16 protein-coding genes and 3 tRNA genes are annotated in these 22,779 nt (G+C 66.5%); 14 read left to right on the forward strand and 5 right to left on the reverse strand.

What is annotated here, in order from left to right; all coding sequences use genetic code 11:
• Positions 1-10 precede the first annotated feature (10 nt).
• The 6 genes from AC5P8Z_RS01470 (at position 11) to AC5P8Z_RS01495 (ending at position 2,858) form a co-directional block, all read left to right on the forward strand.
• Positions 11-679 (forward strand): YoaK family protein, encoded by a 669-nt coding sequence (locus AC5P8Z_RS01470; RefSeq protein ID WP_286071618.1) that lies wholly within the window; start codon positions 11-13, stop codon positions 677-679.
• Between the two features lie 135 nt (positions 680-814).
• Positions 815-1,624, forward strand: a complete 810-nt coding sequence (gene thiD, locus AC5P8Z_RS01475; RefSeq protein ID WP_495227870.1) for a bifunctional hydroxymethylpyrimidine kinase/phosphomethylpyrimidine kinase — start codon at positions 815-817, stop codon at positions 1,622-1,624.
• The gene (locus AC5P8Z_RS01480) at positions 1,621-2,547 is read left to right on the forward strand and encodes an alpha/beta hydrolase family protein (protein ID WP_286071616.1); all 927 of its coding nucleotides are present in this window, start codon (positions 1,621-1,623) and stop codon (positions 2,545-2,547) included. Before thiD ends, AC5P8Z_RS01480 begins: the two co-directional genes overlap by 4 nt.
• A tRNA-Arg gene (locus AC5P8Z_RS01485) sits at positions 2,538-2,614 on the forward strand. Before AC5P8Z_RS01480 ends, AC5P8Z_RS01485 begins: the two co-directional genes overlap by 10 nt.
• Positions 2,615-2,672: 58 nt before the next feature.
• Positions 2,673-2,749, forward strand: a tRNA-Arg gene (locus AC5P8Z_RS01490).
• Between the two features lie 32 nt (positions 2,750-2,781).
• Positions 2,782-2,858 (forward strand) — tRNA-Arg (locus AC5P8Z_RS01495).
• Between the two features lie 616 nt (positions 2,859-3,474).
• On the opposite strand, the gene AC5P8Z_RS01500 is transcribed toward AC5P8Z_RS01495, so the two are convergent.
• A complete protein-coding gene (locus AC5P8Z_RS01500; protein ID WP_495227871.1) occupies positions 3,475-4,395 on the reverse strand; it encodes a LysR family transcriptional regulator in 921 nt (306 codons plus the stop codon).
• 141 nt (positions 4,396-4,536) lie between these two features.
• Between AC5P8Z_RS01500 and AC5P8Z_RS01505 the strand changes: the two genes are divergently transcribed.
• Positions 4,537-5,238, forward strand: a complete 702-nt coding sequence (locus AC5P8Z_RS01505; RefSeq protein WP_286071614.1) for a pirin family protein — start codon at positions 4,537-4,539, stop codon at positions 5,236-5,238.
• Between the two features lie 144 nt (positions 5,239-5,382).
• Here AC5P8Z_RS01505 and AC5P8Z_RS01510 read toward each other — a convergent pair whose 3' ends face one another.
• Positions 5,383-5,553 carry a hypothetical protein gene (locus AC5P8Z_RS01510; protein WP_495227873.1) on the reverse strand — a complete coding sequence of 57 codons (171 nt, stop codon included), beginning with the start codon at positions 5,551-5,553 and terminating at the stop codon, positions 5,383-5,385.
• A gap of 185 nt (positions 5,554-5,738) precedes the next feature.
• Here AC5P8Z_RS01510 and AC5P8Z_RS01515 point away from each other — a divergent pair, with 185 nt between their 5' ends.
• Positions 5,739-6,878, forward strand: coding sequence for an MFS transporter (locus AC5P8Z_RS01515; RefSeq protein ID WP_495227874.1), 1,140 nt, complete (start codon positions 5,739-5,741; stop codon positions 6,876-6,878).
• A gap of 81 nt (positions 6,879-6,959) precedes the next feature.
• Here the strand turns inward: AC5P8Z_RS01515 and AC5P8Z_RS01520 are convergent, their stop codons facing one another.
• Entirely contained in the window at positions 6,960-8,078 is a 1,119-nt protein-coding gene (locus AC5P8Z_RS01520) for an alpha/beta fold hydrolase (protein ID WP_295565832.1), read from the reverse strand.
• Between the two features lie 183 nt (positions 8,079-8,261).
• On the opposite strand from AC5P8Z_RS01520, the gene AC5P8Z_RS01525 reads away from it, so the two are divergent.
• Together AC5P8Z_RS01525 and AC5P8Z_RS01530 are read left to right on the forward strand one after the other, a co-directional pair.
• On the forward strand, positions 8,262-9,608 hold the full coding sequence (locus AC5P8Z_RS01525) for a c-type cytochrome (RefSeq protein WP_286071610.1): 1,347 nt from the start codon (positions 8,262-8,264) through the stop codon (positions 9,606-9,608).
• Positions 9,605-10,585: a c-type cytochrome gene (locus AC5P8Z_RS01530; protein WP_495227877.1), complete on the forward strand. Its 981-nt coding sequence runs from the start codon at positions 9,605-9,607 to the stop codon at positions 10,583-10,585. The genes AC5P8Z_RS01525 and AC5P8Z_RS01530 overlap by 4 nt, the downstream gene beginning before the upstream one ends.
• Positions 10,586-10,597: 12 nt before the next feature.
• On the opposite strand, the gene AC5P8Z_RS01535 is transcribed toward AC5P8Z_RS01530, so the two are convergent.
• Positions 10,598-12,127 carry an OmpA family protein gene (locus AC5P8Z_RS01535; protein WP_495227878.1) on the reverse strand — a complete coding sequence of 510 codons (1,530 nt, stop codon included), beginning with the start codon at positions 12,125-12,127 and terminating at the stop codon, positions 10,598-10,600.
• Between the two features lie 150 nt (positions 12,128-12,277).
• Here AC5P8Z_RS01535 and AC5P8Z_RS01540 point away from each other — a divergent pair, with 150 nt between their 5' ends.
• From AC5P8Z_RS01540 to aceE, 3 genes are all read left to right on the forward strand, one after another.
• Positions 12,278-14,656 carry a TonB-dependent receptor domain-containing protein gene (locus tag AC5P8Z_RS01540; protein WP_495227880.1) on the forward strand — a complete coding sequence of 793 codons (2,379 nt, stop codon included), beginning with the start codon at positions 12,278-12,280 and terminating at the stop codon, positions 14,654-14,656.
• 8 nt (positions 14,657-14,664) lie between these two features.
• A complete protein-coding gene (locus AC5P8Z_RS01545) occupies positions 14,665-16,773 on the forward strand; it encodes a phosphocholine-specific phospholipase C (protein WP_495227882.1) in 2,109 nt (702 codons plus the stop codon).
• A gap of 248 nt (positions 16,774-17,021) precedes the next feature.
• Positions 17,022-19,694, forward strand: a complete 2,673-nt coding sequence (gene aceE, locus AC5P8Z_RS01550) for a pyruvate dehydrogenase (acetyl-transferring), homodimeric type (protein WP_286071605.1) — start codon at positions 17,022-17,024, stop codon at positions 19,692-19,694.
• 48 nt (positions 19,695-19,742) lie between these two features.
• On the opposite strand, the gene AC5P8Z_RS01555 is transcribed toward aceE, so the two are convergent.
• The gene (locus AC5P8Z_RS01555; protein ID WP_495227884.1) at positions 19,743-20,225 is read right to left on the reverse strand and encodes a LuxR family transcriptional regulator; all 483 of its coding nucleotides are present in this window, start codon (positions 20,223-20,225) and stop codon (positions 19,743-19,745) included.
• 221 nt (positions 20,226-20,446) lie between these two features.
• On the opposite strand from AC5P8Z_RS01555, the gene AC5P8Z_RS01560 reads away from it, so the two are divergent.
• Positions 20,447-22,777 carry a TonB-dependent receptor domain-containing protein gene (locus AC5P8Z_RS01560; protein ID WP_495227886.1) on the forward strand — a complete coding sequence of 777 codons (2,331 nt, stop codon included), beginning with the start codon at positions 20,447-20,449 and terminating at the stop codon, positions 22,775-22,777.
• Positions 22,778-22,779 lie beyond the last annotated feature (2 nt).

Consider the following 22,779-nt stretch of genomic DNA (forward strand, 5'->3'; position numbering starts at 1 on the left):
GGCCCCGCCGATGGGAATACGCCTGCCCACCTGGGTCTGGATCGGCGCGGTCGCGCTGTCGTGCGTGGCCGGCATGGTGAATGTCGTCGGCTTCCTCGGTTTCGAACACCAGGCGGTCAGCCACATGACCGGCAGCACCAGCCAGCTGGGCATGGCGCTGGCCCAGGGGGACTGGCGAGCCGTGGGGCACCTGTGGGGACTGCTGATCGCCTTTTCGCTGGGTGCGATGCTCAGCGGCCTGCTGATCCAGGACAGCGCCCTGCAACTGGGCCGGCGCTATGGCGTGGCACTGGCGCTGGAGTCGGCGCTGCTGCTGATCGCCATTCCGCTCTTTGAACAACACCAGATCTGGGGCGCACTGGCCGCCGCCATGGCCTGCGGCCTGCAGAACGCGATGGCGACCACCTTCAGTGGCGCGGTGGTGCGCACCACCCACCTCAGCGGCATGTTCACCGACCTGGGCATCGGCCTCGGCCACCTGCTGCGCGGGCTGCCGCTGCAGGTGCGGCGCCTGACCCTCAGCGGACTGATCATCAGCGGCTTCCTCGCCGGAGGCGTCATCGGTGCCTGGCTGTTCGTGCGCTGGCAATACGACGCCCTGCTCGCCCCTGCGCTGCTGACCGGACTGACCGGACTGGGTTATGTCCTGTACCAGCAGTGGGCGCGTTGGCGGCATTGAGAGTCGCGCTGCGGGCGCCTGGGGGTCAGATCCCTTTTCCTGCGGAAATGGGATCTGACGCCGCCTGACGGATCAAAGGCATCCACGCATGGCGTGGATCTACCCTCCCCTGCGGGACCACGGCACAATCGCGTGATGAGCCCGACCACCCCCGTTTCCGCCCTCACCATCGCCGGCTCCGACTCCGGCGGCGGCGCCGGCATCCAGGCCGACCTGAAGGCCTTCGCCGCGCATCGCGTGCACGGTCTTTCGGCGATCGCCGCGATGACCGCACAGAACACCCGCGGCGTGACCGCCGTGCATGTGCCACCGATCGACTTCCTGCGTGCACAGCTGGACGCCTGCTTCGACGACTTCGACATCCACGCGGTGAAGCTCGGCATGCTGGCCAACGCCGACGTGATCAACGCCGTCGCCGACATACTGGAGAAGCATCGTCCGCCCCACGTGGTGCTGGACCCGGTGATGGTCGCCACCAGCGGCGCACGCCTGCTCGAAGACAGCGCATTGCAGGCCATGCGTGAGCGCCTGATCCCGCTGGCCACGCTGATCACCCCCAACACACCGGAAGCAGAACTGCTGGTCAGCCGGAAGATCAACAACGGCGATGACGCCGAACAGGCCGCCTCCGCCCTGCTCGACCTCGGCGCAGGCGCGGTGCTGCTGAAAGGCGGCCACCTGCTGGAAGGCAATCGCGTGATCGACCGTTACTTCGACGGTGTCAGCAGCGAAGAATTCATCCATGCCCGCCTGCCGCTGGACGCGCACGGCACCGGCTGCACGCTGGCCTCGGCCATTGCTGCGCAGCTGTGCAATGGCCTGAGCCTGGCCAATGCCTGCGAAGCCGGCATCGACTACGTGGCACGCGGGCTGCAGCAAGGCTATGCGCCGGGGCGCAGCGAGGTACGGGTGCTCGAGCACTTCGGCGCGGCGCCGCACGCATGAGCCTGACGCCGCGCATCCTCGCCGTGCAGTGCAACGACGGCCATCGCTACGAAGTGATCGCCTGCGTACCTGCACAGCCCATCGCACGCCTGCTGTGGCTGCCGGCACTGGGCGTAGCCGCGCGCCACTACCTGCCGCTGGCGCAGGCGCTGGCGGCGAAGGGCGTGGCGGTCTACCTGCATGAGTGGCGCGGCAACGGCAGCAGTTCGCTGCGGCCGTCGCGGACGCAGGACTGGGGCTATCGGGAGGTGCTGGAACAGGATCTGCCGGGCAGCCAGGCCGTTCTGGCTGCAGCGGATGACCAGGCTGGCGCCCTGCCCTGGATCATCGGCGGCCACAGCCTTGGCGGGCAGCTGGCCTGCGTGCACGCAGGCCGCAATCCGCAGCACTTCAACCGGCTGTGGCTGGCCGCCAGCGGCTCACCGTTCTGGCGTGGTTTTCCGCCCCCACGCGGCTGGCTGCTGCCACTGGTCTACCGCTTCCTGCCGTGGATCGCGCAGCGCCAGGGCGTCCTGCATGGCCGTCGCCTCGGCTTCGGCGGCACGGAGGCGCGTGGCCTGATCGCCGACTGGGCGCGTGTGGGCCTGAACAACCATTACGCCGCAGTCGGCATGGACGAAGACCTCGACGCACAGATGGCGCGCGTGCACGGCAGCGCGCAGGCGGTGCTGATGGAACATGACTGGCTGGCACCGACCGGATCGATGCGCGCGCTGCTGGCGAAACTGCCGAATGTGGTCGCGCAGCTGCGCGTGCTGTCGGCGCAGGAACTGGGTGCGCGCGCCGATCACTTCGCTTGGCTGAAGGCCCCGGACGCCGTGGCTGACAGCTTTTTCATTCAGTTGGATGAAAATTTTCACAAAACTGTTGACGGTGCGCGCCGACATCCGCATAATTCCGCTCCTGTCGCAGGGCGCCCGTAGCTCAGTTGGATAGAGTACCTGGCTACGAACCAGGCGGTCGGGAGTTCGAATCTCTCCGGGCGCACCACTCGACAGGTTTCCAGCATCCGCCGCTGGAAATAAGGTAAAATTTGATTGTGTACCGCGCGCCCGTAGCTCAGTTGGATAGAGTACCTGGCTACGAACCAGGCGGTCGGGAGTTCGAATCTCTCCGGGCGCACCATACACAGTCAGCACAACAAGTTTATGTAATTGGCGCCCGTAGCTCAGTTGGATAGAGTACCTGGCTACGAACCAGGCGGTCGGGAGTTCGAATCTCTCCGGGCGCACCATTACACCGAAACAGCAGGCCTCGGCCTGCTGTTTTTTTATATGCGTTTTTCGGCAGGGCTGCGCCCTGCACCTGCAGAGGCTTCAAGCCAAGGCAACGGCAACAGCAAACGCAAACGCTGGCATTCCGTGGGTTGGCGGGGCGGTGCCGGAGTGCGGGGACGCCGCAAGTACGTCCCTGTAGGCTTGGCAGCCGCATCCATGCGGCTGACACCCCGCACTCCGACACCGCCCCACCTCTGACAGATTTCCGCGATCTGATGGATCCACCCCATGCGTGGATGAATCTCCATCGAGTTCGAGTTCGAATATTTCGACAATTGATCGAAGAGCATCCACGCATGGCGTGGATCTACTGTGTCGACCAAGGTCGACACCCACCGATCGCACCAGCACCGACAGATCGCCTGAAACGGTCGAAGGCGGGGCGGGTCCGGTTGCGGGAGTGTCCGCGGCATGGACGCCGCGGCCAAGCCCCCATGGACGGGTTTACGGCGTCTCCCGCAACCGGATCCACCCCGCCATCCCTCAGCAAACCAGCTTCTGCTGTTGCTGTTGCTGTTGCTGTTGCTGTTGCTCTGGATCGTAGCGGGTGCAGGGCGCAGCCCTGCCGTACACCTACCCCCTGGCCATCGCCTGCCACCACTGCGAAAGCAGCTCCGGCCTGCGCAGGCGCTCTCGCCACCAGCGCAACGCGGCGCCGTCCTCGCCGGTGCGCCAGGCCAGCCAGAAGGTCTCTTCCGGCTTGTGTTCCTCCACCTCGCGGATCACCAGCTGGCCGCGTGCCACCGCAGCGCGCGCGCACGGCTCGGGCAGGAAGCCGAAGCCCACGCCTTCGCATTGCAGCTTCAGCTTGCTGGCCATGTCCGGCACCGTCAGCATCTCCTGCCCCATCAACAGGCCGACCGTGCGTGGCAACAGCCGCCGCGCCGAATCGGAGACCGCGATCGCGCAGTGCTCGGCCAGCTGGTCGCGCCCAAGCACGCCTGGTACTGCAGCCAATGGATGATCGGGCGCGACCGCGAATACGAACTCCACCGTCCCCAGCGGCTCAACCACGTAACCGCCACCACTGGGCCCCTCGCCCGGCGCGCCGACCAGCAGGTCGGCACGGCGATCCAGCAGGGCCTCCCAGGTACCGGACAGGGCCTCGCCGATCAATCGCAGCCGGGTCGGTGCCTCGGCCTCACGGAACGCGGCGATGTCCGGGCCCAGCAGCCAGGTCGGGAACACCGAGTCCACCGCCAGGGTCAGCTCGGTCTCCCAGCCCGACGCCACCCGGCGTACCCGCAGCTCCAGCTCGCGGGCCGCGCGCAGCAGATGCCGCCCCTCGTCCAGCAACGCGCGCCCAGCCTCGGTGGGCTCGGCGCGCGGGCCAATCCGGTCGAACAACTGCACGCCCAGATCCTCCTCCAGCTTGGCCACGGTGTAGGAGATGGTCGAGGGCACCTTGTGCAGGGCCTTGCCGGCGCCGGCGAACGAGCCGCGGCGGTCGATGGCGTCCAGGATCTGCAGGGCATCGAGGCTGAGCTTGAGCATTCGAATTTTTCGATGATGGCTGTCAAAACTATCCGTTTTTCAAACCCGGTGCGCAAGCGGATACTTCTCTCCAACGGGGAAACACAGCGGCCACTGGCCCGCCCCCGCCCCATCGAAAACATCGAACAAGGAGATTCCATCATGCTGCAGATCCGCAAGAGCGCTACCCGTGGCCTGGCCGAGCATGGCTGGCTGTCCTCGCGCCATACCTTCTCCTTCGCCAACTACTACGACCCGCGTTACGTCAGCTTCGGGCCGCTGCGGGTGATCAACGAAGACAAGGTGATCGGCGGCCAGGGCTTCGGCACCCACGGCCACAGCAACATGGAGATCATTTCCTACGTGCTGGGCGGTGCGCTGGAACACAAGGACTCGATGGGCACCGGCTCGGTACTGCGCTACGGCGACGTGCAGCGCATGAGCGCCGGCAGCGGCGTCACCCACAGCGAGTTCAACCACTCGGCCGACGAGACCGTGCACTTCCTGCAGATCTGGATCTTCCCGGACACCGAGAACATCGCGCCGTCCTACGAGGAGACCCACTTCACGCCGGACAGCAAGCGCGGACAGCTGCGCCTGATCGCTTCGCCGGACGGTGCCGACGGTTCGCTGCGCATCCACCAGGATGCCCGCATCTTCGCCACCATCCTTGATGGCGGCCAGAAGCTGCACCATGCCCTCGGCAACGGCCGTGGCGCTTACGTGCAGGTGGCGCGTGGCCAGCTGCAGGTCAACGGCATCACCCTGGAAGCCGGTGACGCACTGCAGGTCAGTGACGAAGCGCAGCTGACCCTGGAAAACGGCAACGACGCCGAAGTGCTGGTGTTCGACCTGCCGCTGTGACGACAACGCCCGCGATGCCATCCAGCATCGCGGGCGTCCTTGTAGAGCCGAGACCATGCTCGGCTGGCTGTCAAACCGCAGCCGAGCGTGGGCTCGGCTCTACAGGGCCCGCGTCAGAACCTGTAATTCAAGCTCAACCGAGCATTACGCGGCTCGCCCCAGGTGCAGGTGCTGTACCAGCTGAAGATCGTGCGGCAGTTCCACCGCCTGCACGCGGTCATGGCCACTGCCATGCAGTTGCACAATTACCTTGGCCCAGCGTGCGGCCCCGCCCCGGAATCCATGGACGAGGAGGATGGTCGATGTCGTGCTCATGCGCAGATTTCCGGGAGCGGCCAGGCGGAATGCCAACCGCCGCCACTGTCAGCGTGTGGCGTCACCCCCTGGAGACGCGATCGGGACACTGCAATCGTATGCGCCGTCCGATGTCATCCATGGCACTTGCCGATCCCGGCTGCAAACGTTTTCATGACCGCATTCCCTGGAGATCTCCACCGCGCATGACGCCCTCATCCCCACGTGCCCAGCAGCACGCCACCCGCGCCGCCTTCTTCATCCCCGGATTCGCTACCGCCGCCTGGGCGCCGATGGTGCCCTACGCCAAAGCCCAGGCCGGGCTGTCCGATGCCAGCCTGGGCGCGGTGCTGCTGTGCCTCGGCCTCGGCTCGCTGCTGGCGATGCCGCTGGCAGGCGCGCTGACCGGGCGGTTGGGCTGCCGCCGGGTGATGGTGATCACCTGCGCGATGATCCTGTGCGCCCTGCCCCTGCTGGTACTGGCGCCAACACCACTGGCACTCGGCGCGGCGCTGTTCGTGTTCGGCGCTGGCGTGGGCGCACTGGACTGCGCGGTGAACATGCAGGCGGTGGCGGTCGAGCGCGATGCCGGGCGGCCGATGATGTCGGGCTTCCATGCCTTCTACAGCATCGGCGGCTTCGTCGGCGCCGGCTGCATGACCGGCCTGCTGGTGCTTGGAACGCCGTTGTGGATGGCCGCGCTGGTCTCTGTGGCAGCACTGCTGCTGGTTACGGTCCTGTCGGCGCCGCACTGGCGCCCACAACGGATCCTGCATGAAGGACCGTTGCTGGCACTGCCGCACGGCGTAGTGTTGTTCATCGGCGTGCTGGCCTTCGTGGTGTTTCTTGCCGAGGGCTCGATGCTGGACTGGAGCGCGGTGTTCCTGGCCGAAGTGCGGCAGGTGCCGCGTGACCAGGCCGGGGCTGGCTTTGCGGTGTTCACCCTGGCAATGACCGCGATGCGGTTGTTCGGCGATGGCATCGTCGAGCGACTTGGCCGCACCCGCACGATCGTGATCGGCGGCATCACTGCAGCGGCCGGCTTCAGCCTCGCCACGCTGGTGCCATCGTTCCCGGTGGTACTGGCCGGCTACGTGCTGGTCGGGCTGGGCTGCGCCAACATCGTGCCGGCGCTGTTCTCGATGGCCGGCCAGCAGCGGGTGATGCCGGAGAGCATCGCCATCACCGCGGTCACCACGCTGGGCTACGCCGGCATCCTCGCTGGCCCGGCAGCCATCGGTGCGCTGGCGCACGCCACCGGCCTCGGCTTCGCCTTCCTGTGCGTGGCCGCCCTGCTGCTCGGCGTAGCCGCCTCCGCGCGCGCACTGGCACAACGCCTGCCCTGACACAAAAAGGAGGCAGAGGGGATCAAGCCGTTTCCCGCACACCTGCGGACAGAAACGACTTGATCCCTCCGCCCCGCTTTCTCAGGTGTGGGTCAGCCACTCGGCCTGGGCTGGCAGCTGCGGGGCCGGGCAGGCGCTCTGCGGGTGGTGCTCGTCGCGCGCCATCCAGTCGTCGACCACGCCGGCCAGCAGGTCCAGCCGCAGCGGCAGGGTGATGTGGTCCTCGCCGCGCATCTCGATGTAGTGCGCGCGCGGGTTGGCCAGGGCCAACTCTCGGCCCTGGCTGACCGGAATGTGCTGGTCGCCCTGCCCGTGCAGCAGCAGTACGCAGGCGCGGGTATCGGCCAGCGCGCGGGCCACGTCCACCCGGTCCAGATCGACGTCGATGCGGCGGCTGGCGGCGGCGATCACCTGGTTGATGTCCTGGCCGCCGTAGCGCCAGCGCGCGTAGGAGGCCACCGCCTGCGCCTTCAGGCCTTCCGGCTGCAGGCCCATCAGGTGCGGAATCATCGTGCGGATGGCCACGCCGGCGTTGGCGAACGATTCCATCGCCACCACGCCTTCCACCTGGTCCCCCAGCTTGTCGGCGGTGAACACGGCCGTGGCCGCCCCGTACGACACCCCGAACAGATACAGCGGGCCGGTCACTTCGCCGCGCGCACGCAGCTCGTTGATCACATCGACCACATCGTCCGATTCATAGGTGCCATAGCCGGAAGGCCCCGCACCGGACTGGCCATGATTGCGCAGGTCCAGCGTGACCACGCGGTAGCCGGATTCGGCCAGCTGCAGCGACCAGGGCAACATCGAATCACCGTTCATCATCCAGCCGTGCAGCAGCACCACGGTGCCGCGCGGCACCTGCGCATGGAACGGCTGCGGTACCGCCAGGCTCAGCCCGGTGTCCAGCGGCAGGCCGTTCTCGTGGCGCTGCGGCAGGTAGCGGTAACGCGCACCGTAGTCGCCGGGGTCGAACACGCGCCAGAAGATCGGCACGCCATCGCGCCCCGGCGCGAAGCCATGGCGGTTGGGCAGTGCGGCGATGGCCGCGGCGATGCGCGGACGATCGAGCAGGGTCGACACGCCACCCGGCGCGATCAGCCGATCGGCGAGCGAGGTGGACGAGGCATTGATCGAGGAGGAGCATGCAGCCAGCCACAGGCCGGCGCACGCCAGCAACAACAGCAGCAGGCGCTTCATGGGCAATCAGGGAAAAGGTGCGACAGCGTGGCAGGTTAGCGATGCGGTAGCGGGCCATCTATCGCGCGCGGATGACGGCTTGATGACAGCGCAGGAACGATTCAGCTTGGTGCACAGGCTGTATCCGTACGGTCATTGATCCGGATCAATGAACGCGCGCGCGGGAGTGCCCACAGTGCCGCCATGCGCACCTCGCTCAAGCTCGCCCTTGCCCTGGCCGCCACCGTGGCCGCCGCTTACGGCATCGCCCGCACCACGCCCTACTGGTTTGCGCCGCGGCAGACGGGCCAGGTCGATATCAACGACCCGACGCTGATCGCGCAGGGCCAGTACCTGTCGCGCGCCGCCGATTGCGCGGCCTGCCATACCGCACCGGGCGGCAAGCCGTTCGCCGGTGGCCTCGGCATGCAGACGCCGATGGGCACGATCTACTCGACCAACATCACGCCCGATCCGCAGACCGGCATCGGTGCCTATGACTACGCCGACTTCGAGCGTGCAGTGCGCCGCGGCATCCGCCACGATGGCCAGCCGTTGTATCCGGCCATGCCGTACGCCTCGTATGTGATCGCCAGCGATGCGGAGATCAAGGCGCTTTACGCCTATTTCATGGGCTCGGTACAGCCGGTGAAGCAGGACAACGCCGACAGCACCATCCCGTGGCCGGCCAACATGCGCTGGCCACTGGCCTGGTGGCAGCTCCTGTTCGCACGCCCGCGCAGCTTCAACCCGGATCCGAAGCTGGATGCCGGTCAGCAGCGCGGCGCCGAACTGGTGGAAGGCCTGGCCCATTGTGGTGCCTGCCATACCCCCCGCGGCCTGGCTTTCCAGGAAAAGGCGATGGCTGACGATGGCAGCCGCCAGTTCCTGTCCGGCTCGGTGCTGGAAGGCTGGTATGCGAAGAACCTGCGCAATGAATCGACCGGGTTGGCCAGCTGGAACGAAGGCGAGATCGTCGACTTCCTGCGCACTGGCCGCACCGATCGTTCGGCGGCCTTCGGCGGCATGGCCGACGTGGTCGAGCACAGCACGCAGTACCTGTCCGACGCTGACCTGCTGGCGATGGCACGCTACCTGAAGCAGCTGCCCGCCCGCGATGGACGAAGCGCGCAGTGGTCGCCCGGCACCGATACGACCACCGCCGCACTGCGCAGCGGCGATTACCGGGTGGCCGGATCGCTGGCCTATGCCGAGCACTGCCAGGCCTGCCATCGCGCCGACGGCCGCGGCATGCCGCGCGTCTATCCGGCCCTGGCCGGCAACTCGATCGTGTTCGCCGATGATCCCAGCTCGCTGGTCCAGGTGACCCTGATCGGCGGCCGCACGCCGCATACGCCGCATGACCGCATGGCCTTCACCATGCCCGGCTTCGAGCAGCTGCCGAACGCGAAGCTGGCACAGATCCTGACTTTCATCCGCAGCAGCTGGGGCAACCAGGCCAGCGCGGTGAGCGAGGTCGACGTGGCGCGGATGCGCCGGGTGGTACGCGACAAGCCGGTGCACTACGTTCCGCAGGAGGCCACACGATGAAGCGCTCGCGCAGACGTTCCCGCCTGCTGATCGGCAGCGCGATCACCATGGCGCTGCTGGCCGGTGCTGGCACCCTTGCCTATCGCCACCTGTACCCGGACCTGGATGCCGCCGTGGCCAGCACGATGGATATCCTCGATGCGCACGGCCCGGACCTGGATGCCGCCGTGGCCAGCACGATGGATATCCTCGATGCGCACGGCAAGGTGGTCGGCCACTACCACGCGCCCAGTGCCGAAGAGATCGCCGGGCTGGGCAATGCCGAGTCGGTGATGCTGGGTCGCCGCCTGCTCAACGAAACCGCGAGGCTGCTGCCGGACAATGTCGGCAACGATCTGAACTGCAATTCGTGCCACATGGCCGAAGGCAAGCGACCGTTCGGCAACCACTATTTCAACACCGGCGGTGGTGCCTATCCGCGTTACATGCCCCGCCCGGGCAAGGTGATCGGGCTGGCCGAGCGCATCAATGGCTGCCTGCAGCGTTCGATGAACGGCAAGCCTCTGCCGAAGGACGCACCGCAGATGCGCGCGATGCTCGACTACATGGCGTGGTTGAGCAGCCCCGTGCCAGACGGTGCAAAGGTCGCCGCCCCCAGCGAAGGGCCGATCGACAGCACGCTGACACCGGACCCGATCCGCGGCCAGGCGCTGTACGCCGTGCAGTGCGCAGCGTGTCACGGCGACAACGGCGAAGGCCGGCGCGACGCCAGCGGTGACATCGCCTTCCCGCCGCTGTGGGGCGACCACAGCTTCAACATCGGTGCGGGCATGGCGCGCCTCTACAAGGCCGCCGGCTTCATCAAGCACAACATGCCACCGGCAGTGACCCGCGAGCCCCCGCTCGGGCAACAGTTGCTGCCCGACAAGGATGCCGTGGACATCGCCAGCTACTTCATCAACCAGCCGCGACCGGACTTCGCCAACAAGACCAAGGACTGGCCGCGCGACCCGAAGCCCAAGGACGCGCGCTACTGAGCACGCCGCGGGTCAGCGCTTGACCAGCTCGACCCGGCGGTTGCGCGCCTTGCCGTCCTCGCTGCCGTTGTCGGCCACCGGTTTGTCGGCGCCGAAGCCGGCTGCCCGCAGGCGGTCAGGCGCGATGCCCTGGGCGGTGAGCGCGGCCACCACCGACGTCGCACGGTCCTGCGACAGGGTGCGGTTGTGTGCTGCGGCACCGCTGTTGTCGGTGTGGCCTTCAATCGAGAGCTTCAACGAAGGATCGCCACGCAGAAGGTCCAGCACCTGCGCCAGCTGCGGTTCGGAGGTTGGCAGGATCTGTGCCTTGTCAGTGGCAAAGTTGACCTGGATCGCCACCCGGCCATCACTGTCGAGCTTCTTCTTCAGCGCATCGGCCGGCAGCAGCGCCGCTGTCTGCGCGAATCCCTTGCGCTCGGCCACCACCCAGCCGGCACTGAGGTATTCCAGCCGCGCGTGCACCCACACCTGGCGGCCATCGGCCAGGTCCACGCGGTAGACCACGCTGTCGTAGTTGTTCCAGTTGTAGCTGGCGGATTCGCTGTAGGCCGACTGCACCTGCTTCGAAACGCCCTCGGCGGCCTCGAGCGGAATACGGCCCTCGAACACCTTGGTGCCCTTTGCCTGCTCCATCATCGCTTCGAGGTTGCGGCGTACTTCATGCATCGAGTACTCACGCTCGCCCTTGTCGAAGTCGGCAGCGAAGATGCGGCCCTCGACCTGCTCGAAATGATCGCCGGTCCAGAACGGGAAGGCATCGAAGTCACGCTGCTTGGCCTTGTTGCGGTCGCGATAGCCGGCGGGCAGGGACAGGTGCGGGAAGGTCTCCAGCCACTGTGCGGTGGCCTTGAATGGCACTTCATCCACCACCACCAGGCCGGCGCCGTTGCTGTCGACTTCCAGCTGCACCCAGACGTTGCGGTTGGCCTGGCGCAGTACGTAGACCGTGGTCGGTGCATCCTGTTCACCGTTCACCGCATCGATGAATCCGCCACCGATCTCGCCTTCCAGCTGCGGGCCGTAGTAGATGTCGCGCCGCAGCGTGCCTTCGAACACCTTGCGGCCACCGGCGGCGGTGATCACGCCATCGAAATTGCGCTGCACTTCCAGTGCGGAGAACGTTTTGTCGGGAGCGCCCTGGGAGTCTGCAACGATGCGTGCCGACCAGCTCGGCCCCTCCACCCAGTGCACGCCGTCGCCCATGCGGAACGGGAAGCGTGCCCAGGCGCGTGGGTGCGGGGCGTTCTGTGGCGCGTAGCCCTGCGGCAGGCTGAAGAACGGCAGCTCGCCCAGCACGGCGTCACTCAGTGGCACGCTGGCGATATCGAACGGCACCTGCGGTACTGGTTTGCCATCGCGATCGGTCAGGCCCGCGCCCTCGGCAGGTGCCGGAGATCCCGCTGACGTGACGGCCGGCGCTGCGGTCTCGCCCGCCGTCGGTGGTGCCACCGGTGCCACCTGTTCGTCTGGCGGCGTGCGGTTGCACCCCGCCAACAGCACCAGGGCTGCGCCCCCCAACCAGATCTTCGATCGCATCTGCATCGCCACCACCTCAGGTCCATTGAAGCGCCGAGCATACCCGAAGGCCGTGACCGGCCCCACAGTGCCATCGTAGTTGCGCGGCCACGTCATGCCGATGTCATTGGCGCTGCCGACACTCGGGGGCTTCCCTCCCTTGCAGGTCCGGTTTCGATGCGAACGATTGCGCGCTTTCCCCGTATTTCGCTGCTTGCCCTGCTGATCGCCCCCGCACTGGACGCCCTGGCCGAAGCACCGCAGGGCGAGGCGGCCGAAGCGCGCAGCAGTGATGCCCGTACCCTGGACCAGGTGCAGGTGATCGGCCAGGCCACCAGCTACGCCAAGACCTCGGTACGCGCGGAGACGCTGAACCGGCAGACAGTGATGAGCAGCGTCAACGACGCGCTCAACGAAGTACCCGGCGTGGTGGTCAGTGAAGCCGATGCGACAGGTTCTTCGGTATGGGGCACGCAGATCAGCATGCGCGGCTTCGTCACCAACCGCGATACGCAGCAGATTGGTACCACCATCGATGGCCTGCCGAACGGTGGTTCGGGCTACGGCGGCGGCTCGCTGGCCAACCGCTACATCGACACCCTCGACCTGGAGACGGTGGAGGTCAGCCAGGGCACCGCCGATATCTCCTCGCGCTCGAACGAGGCGCTGGGCGGCACGCTCAACTTCCTCACCAGCGATCCGCTGCAGGACAGCCGCCTGCGCTTCGTGGTCGGCGCAGGTGACAACGATGCGCGCAAGTACTACGTGCGCTACGACACCGGCCTGCTCGGCGGCCACACCCGTGCCTGGGTCAGCGCCTCCTCGTCGAAGGTGCACGACTGGATCGACGGCACCGGTCACGCCAGCAACGACCACATCGCCGGCAAGTTCATCACCGAACTGGATCGCTGGACGCTGACCGGCTACCTGTCCTACAACGACGCCGACGAGCCCGAATACACCAGCGTTTCGCCGACGGGCTTCGCCACCAACCCGGAGCGCGACAACCTGGTGGGCACCCTGACCGGCATCCCGTACCTGGACCAGAACTACCGCTCCGGTTCGCGTGCGCTGCGCGAGAACACCTTCGGGTACCTGCGCGCGGCGTTCGATGGCGGCAATGGATTCAAGGCCTCGATGGCCGCCTACGGGCACCGCATGCAGGGCCGTGGCGACTGGCTGCCACCGTACCTGGCACAGGTCAGCGATGACGGTGCGGGCCGCCCCGAGTCGGAGTACATCGGAGGAAAGACCGTGTACGGCGGCAGCAACCGTGGCCAGATCTTCTTCGTCAATCCCGACGGCAGCGCCGCACAGCGCCTGGCCAGCTGCACGCCGCGGCCGGGCTTCACCGCCGAGTACGATCCGAACTGCTACGCCGGCAATGTACTTGGCGCGCAGTCGTATCGCCATACCCACTACGACAACGACCGCGTGGGCGTGACCGCTGACGTCGAGTGGCGGCAGACCTTCGGCGCGCTCGACAACACCATCCGTGGCGGCCTGTGGGTGGAGAAACTGGACCGTTCGGCGCGCCGCGACTGGCATCGCCTGCTCGCTGTCGGCCAGAGCATCGACTTCGACCACCAGCCGTACTGGGTGCAGTTCGAGGACAAGTACAAGGTCGACGAGCAGATGTACTACGTCGAGGACGTGGCCCGCTTCGGTCCGTTCAGCGCGCGCCTGGGCGTGAAGCAGTTCTTCGTCGACCAGTTGCGCCGCCGCGTGATCGGTGCCAGCGAGCACGTGACCTCCGACTCCAGGTCCGATCCGCTGCTGTCCACCGGCGTCACCTGGGCGCCGGGCGTGGAAGGCATGGAGCTGTTCGCCGGCTTCTCGCAGAACTTCGCCGCGATTCCGTCCGGCGTGCTTGGTGAAACCGACCCGCAGCGCTTCCGCAACGTCGAGCCCGAAACCGCCGACAACATCGAAGTGGGCATGCGCCTCAGCCGCTGGCCGCTGACCGCCTCGGTCACGCTGTACAACATCAAGTTCGACAACCGCATCGTCTACCTGCCGGCGGGCTTCGTCAGCGGTATCGATTACCTGGGCGAGACCGACGGTGTCTACGAGAACTTCGGTGGCGTGGAAAGCAACGGCCTGGAAGCGGCGTTCGGTTATGGCTGGGACAATGGCTGGCGGATCAACGCGGCCTACACCTACAACCGCTCCAAGTACCTGGGCAGCGGCACTGCCGCACGTGATGCCCAGCTGGGCATCGTCGACGGCGCCAAGGTGATCGGCCAGCCGGAGAACACCCTGGTGCTGTCGGCCGACTGGCAGGGCGCCAACTGGAACTTCGGCCTCTCCGGCCGCTACCTGGGCACGCGCTACCTCGATGCCGCCAACGTCAACAGGCTGCCGTCGGCCACGGTGTTCAACGCCAACATCGGCTTCGACCTGCAGGGCCTGTCGCCACGGCTGAAGGGCTTGGGTGCCAACCTGGTGGTGAGCAACCTCACCGATAAGCGGTATCTTGCAGGGGTGGACGGCCGCGACAACGCCTTCATCGGCGCTCCGCGCACCGTCGGCATCTCCTTCCGCGTGGACCTGTGAGTGAGCCCGTGACCGATATCGGCCGACGCCGGTTGTTGCAGGCCGGCGTTGCCGCCGGCCTTTCTCCGCTGCTGCCCAGCATCGCCCGAGCCGCAGCGATCGCCCCTGCCGCGCAGACGCGCAGCCTGGAAGACCTGCAGCACATCGTGGTGTTCATGCAGGAGAACCGTTCGTTCGACCACTACTTCGGCACGCTGCCGGGGGTACGTGGCTTTGGTGATCGGTTCGTCGCCCCGGCCGCCGCGCTGCAAGCAGGTGGCCGCACCCGCAGCCTGTGGCTGCAGCCCGATGCCAGCGGCGAGCGAGCGATCGCGCCGTTCCCGCTGGATACCGCCGCGCACTTCGGCTACATGCGCGTGGAAGGTACGCCGCATACCTGGCCCGATGCGCAGCGCGCCTGGGACCATGGCCGCATGGGGCAATGGCCGAAGGCCAAGCAGAACCACTCGATGGGCTACTTCCAGCGCAGCGACCTGCCGTTCCAGTTCGCGCTGGCCGATGCCTTCACGATCTGCGATGCGTACCACTGCGCCATGCAGGCCGGCACCAACCCGAACCGGGTGTTCCTGTGGACCGGCCACAACGATGCACAGGCCCGTGCCGGTGGCCCGGTAATCGCCAACTCGCATGACAACTTCCCCGAACACGGCGGGCATCCGGCGTCGTACCGCTGGACCAGCTATGTCGAGCGCCTGCAGAACGCCGGCGTGTCCTGGCAGATCTACCAGGACATGGCCGACAACTTCACCGACAACCCGCTGGCCGGCTTCGAGGCGTTCCGTCGTGCCTACAGCGCGGCACCCGGACATGATCCGCAGCTGCGCGCACGCGCTGTCAGCACCCGTGGCCTGCCACAGCTGCGCCAGGACGTACTCGACGGGCGCCTGCCTCAGGTCAGCTTCATCATCGCCGATGCCGCCGGCAGCGAACATCCTGGCCCGTCCAGCCCGGCCCAGGGCGCGGCCTATACCGCGCGCGTGCTGGATGCGCTGACCGCCGATCCGGAAGTGTGGAGCCGCACCGCCCTGCTGCTGATGTTCGACGAGAACGACGGATTCTTCGACCACATGCCGCCACCGGCCCCTCCCTCAGCGGTGAACGGTGGATGGGCAGGTGCCTCGTCGGTCAGTACCGAGGGCGAGTATCACCGTCATCCCGCACCGGGCGACGAGAAGTACGATGCCGCCGAACTGCGCGGGCGCCCGTATGGTCTCGGTCCGCGTGTGCCGCTGTACGTGATTTCGCCGTGGAGCCGCGGCGGCTGGGTCGATTCGCAGGTGTACGACCACACCTCGGTCATGCGCCTGATCGAACGTCGCTTCGGCGTGGCCGCACCGGACATCTCGCCGTGGCGCCGTGCGGTCTGCGGGGATCTGAGCAACGCGTTCGACTTCGCCCAGCGTGATACCCGGCCGTTCGTGCGCGGCCTGCCGGACGTGAGCGCGGTGGCCGCGCGTGCCGCCGCCCTGCCGGGACGCACCGTGCCCGCGTTGCCCGAGGGACTGAAGCCGGCGAAACAGGAAAGCGGTGTACGCCCGGCGCGTGCCCTGCCCTACCGGCCGCAGGCATCGATCGCTGCGGTCGACGCTGCGGGCGTGGATCTGACGTTGTCCTGCGAAGGCGCAGCGGCTGTGCTGCATGTCTACGACCGGCTGCGGCTGGATGCGGTGCCACGCCGCTACACGCTGCTGCCCGGTAGGCCGCTGCGCGAGCGCTGGCCGCTGGATGCCCAGGGCCGCTATGACCTGTGGTTGCTCGGCCCGAACGGCTTCCACCGCCACTTCAAGGGCAGTGCCAAGGCATCCGCGGTCCAGGCCACGGTCGAGCGTGCGGATGGCCAGCTGCGGCTGCGCCTGCGCAACCTGGGTGACAGCGCGCAGCAGGTGCGCGTGCAGGCGGGGGCCTATGCCGGGCACATGCCCGAGCAGACTCTGGCACTGCCGGCGCATGCGGAGACCTCGATCGCCTGGGATGCGCCCCCTACCGCAGGCTGGTACGACCTGCAGCTCAGCGCGGGTGAAAGCGTGCTGCGCCTGGCCGGACGCGCCGAGGATGGCCGCCCCGGCACCAGCGACCCGGCAATGGGAAGCGAGCCATTGCGCTTCGATCACGATTAGGCAATCACGCCCTTATGGAGCCGAGCACGGCTCGGCTCTACACAAGCGAAGCAACACTGGATTGGCGCAGACCCAAGCCGCGCCCGTCTACCCGCGATCCGGACACGCGCCTACGCTTGTCTCCTCGGTGGCCGCCACGGCCGCCCTTCGCGTCACGGCCCTGCCGTTGCGACCCCGCTCCAGTGCTGTGCGCCCTGCCGGTGTTGTCGCCCAGGCAGACGTCCGACCGGCGCCCTCTGGAGACCGTCATGAACCAAGCCCTGATCCCCTTCGATACCGATCCGCTGGAAACGCGGGAGTGGCGTGAATCGCTGGAGGCGGTGATGCAGGCCGGCGGCCGGCCGCGCGCGCACTACCTGATCGACCAGCTGAGCGATCTGGACGCCCAGCAGCACGGCGACCTGCATACCCGTGCTTGGACCGCCTACGTCAACACCATCCCGCCCGAGCGCCAGCCGGCCTACCCCGGTGACCTGGCCATCGAGCGCCGCCTGAACGCGATGATCCGCTGGAACGCGATGGTGATGGTGCTGCGCGCCGGCAAGCACTCCAACGTCGGTGGCCACATCGCCACCTACCAGTCCGCGGCGGTGCTGTACGACGTGGGCTTCGATCACTTCTTCCGTGGCCGCACCGATACCTTCGACGGCGACATGATCTACATCCAGGGCCACTCCGCACCGGGCATCTATGGCCGCGCGTACGTCGAAGGCCGCATCGATCCGGCACGGATGGACAACTTCCGCCGTGAAGCCGGTCGCGAAGGCCTGTCCTCGTATCCACACCCACGCCTGATGCCGGAGTTCTGGCAGTTCCCCACCGTGTCGATGGGACTGGGCCCGCTGACCGCCGCCTACCAGGCGCGCTACATGCGCTACCTGGAATACCGCGGTCTGAAAGAACACCAGGGCCGCAAGGTCTGGGCCTTCCTCGGTGACGGCGAGATGGACCAGCCCGAATCGCTGGCGGCGATCTCGCTGGCCGGCCGCGAGCGGCTGGACAACATCGTGTTCGTGGTCAACTGCAACCTGCAGCGCCTGGATGGTCCGGTACGCGGCAACGCCAAGGTCATCCAGGAACTGGAAGGCACCTTCCACGCAGCCGGCTGGAACGTGATCAAACTGATCTGGGGTAGCGGCTGGGACGACCTGCTGGCCCGCGACCACAGCGGCCTGCTGCGCCAGCGCATGATGGAATGCGTGGACGGCGACTACCAGACCTTCAAGTCGCAGAGCGGCGCCTATGTGCGCGAGCATTTCTTCGGCCGCCACCCTGAGCTGCTGGAACTGGTCGCGCACATGAGCGACGACGATATCTGGGCGCTGGCGCGTGGCGGCCATGATCCGCAGAAGGTCTTCGCTGCGTACCAGCAAGCGGTGAACACCAGCGGCCGGCCGACGGTGATCCTGGCCAAGACGGTCAAGGGTTTCGGCATGGGCGAAGCCGGCGAAGGCCAGAACATCAACCACCAGCTGAAGAAGATGAGCGCCGATGCGGTGCGTGCCTTCCGCGATCGTTTCAACCTGCCGGTCAGCGACGAGCAGCTGGAGGACATGCCGTATCTGCGTCCGGAGCCGGGCAGCCCCGAGGCGACCTACTTCGCCGAGCGCCGCCGCATCCAGGGCGGCCAGCTGCCGGCGCGGCTGGCGAAGGTCGATCCGCTGCCGCTGCCGCCGCTGTCGATCTTCAACACCCAGCTGCAGGGCAGTGGAGATCGCGGCCAGTCCACCACCATGGGCTTCGTGCGCATCCTCACCCGCCTGCTGAAGGACCCGGACCTGGGCAGGCTGGTGATTCCGATCGTGCCCGATGAATCGCGCACCTTCGGCATGGAAGGCCTGTTCCGCCAGATCGGCATCCACTCCTACCTGGGCCAGTTGTACACACCGCAGGATGCCGGCCAGCTGAGCTACTACAAGGAGGCCAAGGACGGCCAGATCCTGCAGGAAGGCATCAACGAATCCGGAGCGATCTGTTCGTGGATCGCCGCCGGCACCGCCTACAGCAATCACGGCCTGGCCACGATTCCGTTCTATATCTTCTATTCGATGTTCGGCCTGCAGCGCGTTGGCGACCTCGCTTGGGCCGCCGCCGATGCACGTACGCGCGGCTTTCTGCTCGGTGCCACGTCGGGCCGCACCACGCTGATGGGCGAAGGCCTGCAGCACGATGACGGCCACAGCCACGTGCTGTCGTCGGTGATTCCCAGCTGCGTGTCCTACGACCCGACCTACAACTACGAGCTGGCGGTGATCATCCACGACGGCCTGCGCCGCATGTATGTCGAGCAGGAAGACATCTACTACTACATCACCGTGCTCAACGAGAACTATCCGCAGCCGGCACTGCCCGAAGGTGCCGAGGCCGGCATCCTGAAGGGCCTGTACCTTCTGCATCCGGCACCGGCCGACAACGCCTCGCAGCCGCGCGTGCAGTTGATGGGCAGCGGCGCAATCCTGCGCGAAGTGGAAGCGGCGGCTGCGCTGCTGCAGCAGGACTTCGGTGTCGCCAGCGATGTCTGGAGCGCGACCAGCCTGACCGAACTGCGTCGCGACGGCCTCGCCGTCGAGCGCTGGAACCTGCTGCACCTGGCCGAGAAACCGCGCGTACCCTACGTGCAGCAGTGCCTGCTGGGCCACGAAGGCCCGGTGGTGGTGGCCACCGACTACATGAAGATCGTCGGCGACCAGATCCGTCCCTTCATCAACGACCGCCGCTTCACCGCATTGGGCACCGATGGCTTCGGCCGTTCCGACACGCGTGAATCACTGCGCACGTTCTTCGAAGTGGATCGTCACTTCATCGTACTGGCCGCCCTGAAGTCGCTGGCCGATGAAGGCCGCATCGAGCGCTCGCGGATGCAGCACGCCATCGACAGGTACGGCATCGACTCCGGCAAGCGCGATCCGGCCGCGGCGTAAGGCGGCTGCATTCGCCACGCCCGCGGTACGGGCGTGGTGTATGCATCGCTAGGGCACCCGCTTGAACAGATTGGTCTGCAGGATCGGCGTACCGTCGTGGCCGTAGAACGCCTTGGTCTCGGTCATCGTCGTGCGGTCGGCGGCCACGGTATAGATGCGGGTGGACGCGGGCGTGCCATGGTCCACCAGCTGCATCACCAGGGTGTTCGGCGCCGGCAGTTTCAGGTTGGCCTTGTCCGCGCCGTAGGTGCCGGACAAAGGCCCCGGCGTGCCGTCGAGGGACAGCGTGCCATCGGACTTCATGGTCATGCCGTCGTGCAGGACGATGTCGACGTGCGAACTCCAGCGTCCACCCCCGGCATCCTTGAATTCCAGCACCACTTGTTTCGGGCGCTGCGCCTCGGGCAGCGCCGAGGTGGCAAGGTCCAGCGACCAGCGTCCCAGCAGCGGTGAGGGCGAAGCCTCCACGGCCAGCGCCGGAACGGCGGCCAGCGAAAGCGCAGACAACAACACAGCGGACAGCAGCTTCATACGTTGCTCCGTTCTCGTGAAGAAGATGCTGCGTGAAGCGCTGTGGGGCGCAGCATCCGGATCGTGCACAGCATCGGCGCCCCGCACAAGGCAGGGCGCTGAACGGCCGGCAACCTCATTCGCGCCTCCCGTGTGTTCGGCCTCACGACCAGAACCAAAACGCTCTTGTTGCCCACAATAGTTACGTTATAACATTTTACGCTATTTTCACGGAGCGTGTCATGCGTCGCCATCTGCTTGCTGCAGCCATCCTGCTTGCCGTCCACACCGCCCATGCGGCGGACGAGCGCACCCTTCCCACCCTCCAGGTCGAGGCCTCCCAGCCCTCGCGCATCGACAGCCGGGTCACCGTCGACAACCCGCATGCGCAGAACCGCACCCTGGGCAACCTGCTGGAGCACGTCTCCGGCGTGCAGAGCAGCGCCTTCGGCCCGAATACCGGCGCGCCGGTCATCCGCAGCCTCAGTGGCAACCGCGTGCAGATCCTGCAGGATGGCCAGTCCATCCTTGGCATGAACGCGATCAGCGGCGACATCAACATCCCCTTCGATCCACTGTTCGTGCGCAGCGTCACTGTCAACAAGTCCTCCGACACCGTGCGCTACGGCGGCAACGCGATCGGCGGCAGCGTGGAGATCGATTCCGGCCTGATCTCGCGCAGCATGGAAGACAAGGACCAGTCGATGGAACTGGTCCTGCGCAAGGGCGTCAATGCTGCGGACGCGCAGGGCTTCCGCATGAACTTCAACAACCAGCGCAACGTCTCGACCAACCTGCAGGTCTCTCGGCAGCGCATCTCGCACTACGACATCCCCGGCAACAGCAAGGCCAGTGTCTGCAACTCCCGCCTGTTTCCGCCGGCCGGTGGCGTGAACTCTGCGCTGGCCGACAGCTGCCAGAAGGAAGCGCGCGTGCAGCAGATCTACAACAAGGCCTCGCAGCCGTACATCGACCAGTTCATGACCGAGAACCCGGACTGGGCCGATGGTGACTTCTCGTTCTACACCAACAGCCCGACCTCGGTCTGGCAGCGCCGTACCTACATCAACCCGGTCAATCCGGCCTATGTCGCCGGCACGCCGTCATACGTACAGAAACAGATCAACAATGATGTGACGCCCGACTACCATCACCGGCTGGGCAACAGCTACGCGCGCAACTCGCAGGTAGCCATCGGCTCCACGTTGTTCTTCGACCGCGGCTACGTTGGTTTCAGTATCGATGCCAAGGACAGCGAATACGGTGTGCCGGGCTTCTCGATGCAGAACCTGTCGTTCGGTTCCAACTATGCCGACGGGCTGCCGGTGGGTGTGGTAATCAGGCAGGAGCGCTACGCGCTGGAAGCGCTGCTGCGCGATCCGCTGCCGGGGCTGGAGCGTGCCGAACTGCGTGTTTCGAAGCTCGACAATACCTCCGGCGAGCGGCTGGGCACTTCCAGGGCCAACGACTACGATTTCGAGAGTACCCAGGCCGAACTGCTGCTCAGCCACCAGCGGCTCGGACCGCTCAGCGGCCTGCTCGGTTTCAGCCACCAGTCGCGTGACGTGACCGGCAGTGGCTCGCTGCGCTATCTGCCTGATGTGGATTCCCGCAGCAACGCCGTGTTCCTGAAGGAAACGCTGGACGTCGGCTGGGCCACCTTCGACGCCGGCGTGCGCCACGAGCGTGTCGATCACGAACTGAAACCGAGCCGCTTCACGACCGCGCGCAATGCTGCCAACACGAAACTGCAGGATCGTTCCTACCGGCTCAACAGCTACAGCGTGGGTTCGTATGTCGAGCTCGGTCCGTTGTTCGCGGCCAAGGTGCGCTACTCGTCCTCGCAGCGCGCACCGGAGATCAATGAGTTGTATGCGAGCAACGCGCACTACTCGGTGATGACCCAGGAAGAAGGCAACCAGAATCTTGAGCCGGAACGCGCGAAGAACCTCGAGCTGACCGGCCTGTTCCACGTAGGCGGTTTCGAACTGTCGGCCACCGCCTACCGGATGAAGTACGAGAACTATCTCTACCTCGGCTATTCCGGCGTGCAGACGGCCAACCGCCTGCCACTGAAGTACTGGAAACAGACCGACACCACGGTGAAGGGGTTCGAGATCGACGCATCGCAGGCTTTGGACCTCGGCCGCTATGGCACGTTGAACGTGTCCGCCTTCGCCGACCTGGTGAAGAACAAGGCCGATCGTCCCGATGCACTGCGCGCGCACAACGATGGTGAGTACCTGCCGAACATGCCGACCAACCGTTACGGCGCCACCGTGCAGTGGCAACGCGAAGGCTGGAAGGCGCAGCTGTCCAGCACCTACTACGACACGCAGAAGTACCTCGGCCGCAACGTCAGCGAAGAGATTCCGCTCGACGCGTTCAACCTGGTCGACCTGCAGGTCAGCCGTGAACTCCCGGTGCGCAACAGCTACATCGCCGGCATGGAAGTGTTCGTCAACGGCAGCAACCTGCTCAATGAGGAAGCGCGCCCGCACAACTCGCCGCTGAAGTACATCGCGCCGTTGCCTGGGCGTGGGTTCCAGGTGGGGGTGACGGTGAAGCTCTGACG

The organism is Stenotrophomonas sp. YJH_SMC_17 (assembly GCF_059371655.1).